Origin of the sequence: Amaricoccus sp. (genome assembly GCF_036846665.1) — a bacterium.
Classification (GTDB): domain Bacteria; phylum Pseudomonadota; class Alphaproteobacteria; order Rhodobacterales; family Rhodobacteraceae; genus Amaricoccus.
In genome coordinates this window covers 1-3,687 of sequence record NZ_DAIUBO010000318.1, presented here as the reverse complement: position 1 = coordinate 3,687, position 3,687 = coordinate 1, and the positions used below count along the sequence as shown (strand labels likewise).

Annotated in this window: 3 protein-coding genes; 1 reads left to right on the top strand and 2 read right to left on the bottom strand. The window is 67.1% G+C overall.

What is annotated here, in order from left to right:
* Nucleotides 1-420: 420 nt before the first annotated feature.
* Complete coding sequence (gene miaB / locus V7050_RS19485; RefSeq protein WP_324375864.1) at nt 421-1,728, bottom strand: tRNA (N6-isopentenyl adenosine(37)-C2)-methylthiotransferase MiaB; 1,308 nt, start codon at nt 1,726-1,728, stop codon at nt 421-423.
* Nucleotides 1,729-1,827: 99 nt separating this feature from the next.
* Nucleotides 1,828-2,256, bottom strand: coding sequence for a MucR family transcriptional regulator (locus V7050_RS19480; protein WP_324375863.1), 429 nt, complete (start codon nt 2,254-2,256; stop codon nt 1,828-1,830).
* A 464-nt stretch (nt 2,257-2,720) separates the two neighbouring features.
* Between V7050_RS19480 and V7050_RS19475 the strand changes: the two genes are divergently transcribed.
* A complete protein-coding gene (locus V7050_RS19475; RefSeq protein ID WP_324375861.1) occupies nt 2,721-3,566 on the top strand; it encodes a cation diffusion facilitator family transporter in 846 nt (281 codons plus the stop codon).
* The last annotated feature ends 121 nt before the right edge of the window (nt 3,567-3,687 follow it).

The following is a 3,687-nucleotide window of genomic DNA, read 5'->3' as shown; positions in this document are numbered from 1 at the left end:
TGCGGCTTGCGCCTCCGGGCGACCGGACCGGGCGACGCGCCACCGGCGCCTCGCCATTTCCCTGTCCCGAGGCTCCGGATTGAGGTCAGGCAGAAGGGCCGCTCGTATCATGTGGGATCCGGTTGCATGGACCGGACACCGGCTGTTCCGAACCGGGAATGGCGTGGCGACGCGGGTAGCGCCGACAAGGAGGGCTCAACCAACCAGACTCATGAAATTCACCACAATAACAATATGATATACCATGTCCCGCTGCGGGACACCATCCCGGCAGGCGCGCCAGGAGCGCGAGATCGGCCGCCGCGTCGGGGCCGATTCGATGCCGGCAAGCCGAGTCGATCGGGCGGAATGCGTCTCAGGCGCAGGCGGATTGCCGGCCGGCGGTGCAGTCGCCCCGCCGGATGGCAGCGGCGTGGAGGCTCAGTATGCCAGCGCGGCGTGCAGCGAATTCGACCCCGACGACAGGATCCTGGCCGCGACGACGCTGCCGATCCGATCGGCCCCGGCATCGAGGTGCACGGCGTTGAGATAGGGCGAACGGCCGGCGACCTGCCCCGGCATGCGACCGGGCCGCTCCAGCAGCACCGGCAGCAGCTTCCCGACCAGGCCGTTCTGGAAGTCCCGCTGCTGCGCGGTCAGCCGCGCCTGCAGCCGCGCCAGCCGGTCCGCCTTGACCTCGGGATCGACCTCGGGCCGGCCGGCAGCCGGCGTGCCCGGGCGCGCGGAATAGGCGAAGGAATAGGCATGCGCATAGCCGACCTCGGCCACCAGATCGAGCGTGGCCTCGAAATCCGCCTCGGTCTCGCCGGGGAAGCCCACGATGAAATCGCCCGACATGGCGATGTCGGGGCGAGCCTCGCGGATCCGCCCGATGAGGTCGAGATAGGCTGCGGCGGTGTGACGGCGGTTCATCGCCCGGAGCACCCGGTCGCTGCCCGATTGCACCGGCAGGTGCAGATAGGGCATGAGCTTGGCCTCGCAGCCATGCGCGGCGATCAGATCCGCGCCCATGTCGTTGGGATGCGAGGTGGTGTAGCGAATGCGTTCGAGCCCGTCGATCCGCGCCAGCCTTGCGATCAGCCCGGCCAGCGTCGCGCCGGCGGGATCGGCATAGGCGTTCACGTTCTGCCCGAGCAGCGTGATCTCCGCGGCGCCGCGGGCCACCAGCGAACGCGCCTCGTCGACCACCCGCTCCGCCGGCCGCGAGACCTCCGCGCCGCGCGTATAGGGCACCACGCAGAAGGCGCAGAACTTGTCGCAGCCCTCCTGGACCGTGAGGAACGCCGAAACCGCGCTCCGCCGACCCTCTCGCGGGAGATGCTCGAACTTGTCCTCGGGGGGGAAGTCCGTCTCGACCGGGCGCGCGCCCGCCGCCACCGCTTCGAGCATCGCCGGCAGCCGGTGATAGGCCTGCGGCCCCACCACCAGGTCGACGACCGGGGCGCGCTCGAGGATCTCCGCGCCTTCCGCCTGGGCGACGCATCCCGCCACCCCGATGCGCAGCCCGGGCCGCTGCGCCTTCAGCGCCCGCAGCCGGCCCAGTTCGGAATATACCTTCTCCGCCGCCTTCTCGCGGATGTGGCAGGTGTTGAGCAGGATGAGATCCGCGCCCTCGGCCGATCCGGTCGCGGCATAGCCCTCCGCGGCCAGCGCCGATTCCATGCGCTGGCTGTCATAGACGTTCATTTGACAGCCGTAGGTCTTCACGAAGACCTTGGGTTTTGCCATCGATTCGATCCGGTTCCGTCGCCAACAGGCAGGAGCGCGCGGACGCTCGCCCGCACGCGACGGATTATCGGCACGCGCCCGAAGGCGCAAGCGTGGCGCCTATCGCTTGGAGGACTTGCTGCCCGGCTTGCGCCCGAGACCGATCTTCTTGGCCAGTTCCTGACGCTTTAGCGCGTAGTTCGGCGCGACCATCGGGTAATCGGGCTTGAGGCCCCATTTCGCCCGGTAGTCCTCCGGCGTCATGCCGTAGGCGGTCATCAGATGCCGCTTGAGCATCTTGAGCTTCTTGCCGTCCTCGAGACAGACGATGTAGTCGTCCGTGATCGATTTCTTGACCGGAACGGCCGGAGACAGTTCGACCGAGGCCGCATCCTCGCCGCTCGCCAGATCGCTCAGCTTGGAAAAGACCGACTGGATGAGATCGGGCATGTCGCTCTGCACGACACTGTTGTTGGCCACATGCGACGATACGATCTCCGCCGTCAGCGCCAGCAATTCCCCGCGGCTTATCGTCTGATCTTCAGTCATTGCACCCCTTTCCGGCAAGTGCTGCATGCACTATGGCCGGCCTTTCTTCCTATGGCAGTCATGTTGGCCGCCCGTCCCGACTGCTCTCATTCCGGGCTCAACACTCAGTTTATTTGCCGGGCCGTCAGTTGACAAGGTATGAATCCAACAGATTGCCGAAGATTTTCCAAGAATGCTGTAATCACCCTCTGGATTGACCCGAAAGCCAAGTATGGATCGCGCAAAGATAGCAGGGATTGCATGTTCTCGGCGAAAAACCGCCGATACAGCCCGCCCCGCGCCGCGGCGCCTTGGTGAAGACTGCGCTGCATGTCCGGGCCCGATCGGTTCCGATTGTTTCCCGCAGAGGGCGCGCCGACCGGACGGCTGGTCTTTGGCCGCGAGGTCTGATCAAATCGGGCCGACTCGGGACGAAGGCATTGCCCGGCTTCGGTGAAGACGCGAGATTGGACCGCTCGTTTCGAATGAATCTCTCGGCCGGGCTGGCATCGGTGGCGGTGGCCGTCGTGCTGGTCGGGCTGAAGCTCTGGGCGCTCGCCGCCACCGGCGCGCTCTCCATCGCCGCGTCGCTGGCCGATTCCGCCCTCGACCTCATCGCCTCAGCGGCGGGGCTGGCGGGCATCGTCTATGCGGCCAAGCCACCAGACGAAGACCATTCCTTCGGCCATTCCTCGGTCGAGGACCTGGTGGCACTCGGCCAGGCCAGCCTCGTCGCGGTCTCGGCGGCCGCGATCGGCTGGAAGGCGATCGGCCGATTCGCGCATCCCCAGCCGCTCGAGGCCGAGGCCACCGGCCTGGCGGTGATGGGCCTCTCGATGGCGGTGACGCTGGCGCTGATCCTCTGGCAGGGTCGGGTGGCGGCGCGCACCGGCTCGCGCATCGTCGCCGCTGACCGGCTGCATTATCTCTCCGATCTCCTGCCCGCGGCGGGCGCGATTCTGGCGATCGTCGCCTCGGCACGCTTCGGCGTGCACTGGCTCGATCCGGTCGTGGCCCTCGCGGCCTGCGCCGTGCTGGTCCTCGGCGCGCGCCGCATCGGAAGCGCCGCCTGGGACGCGCTGATGGATCGCCGCGCCGATCCCGAGCTGATCGAGAAGATCGCGGGCATCGTCGCCGCCCATCCCGGTGTCATCGGCTTCCACGACCTCAAGACCCGCACGGCGGGCACGCGGGTCTTCATCCAGGTCCATCTCGAACTCGACGGCGCGCAATCGCTCTACGCGGCGCACGAGATCGGGGCAGGCGTCCGCCACGCATTGCTCGATGCCGTGCCGAATTCCGACGTCATCATTCACAAGGATCCGGTCTGAGACCAAATCCGGGTGATCGACCAGCAGTTTTGCGGCGGCTCGTCCCGTACCGGTTGCCGGGCTAGGTGTTTGATCCCACGGTTTGATGGTGCGATCCATTCGTCGGAATGGAAGGAAGCAC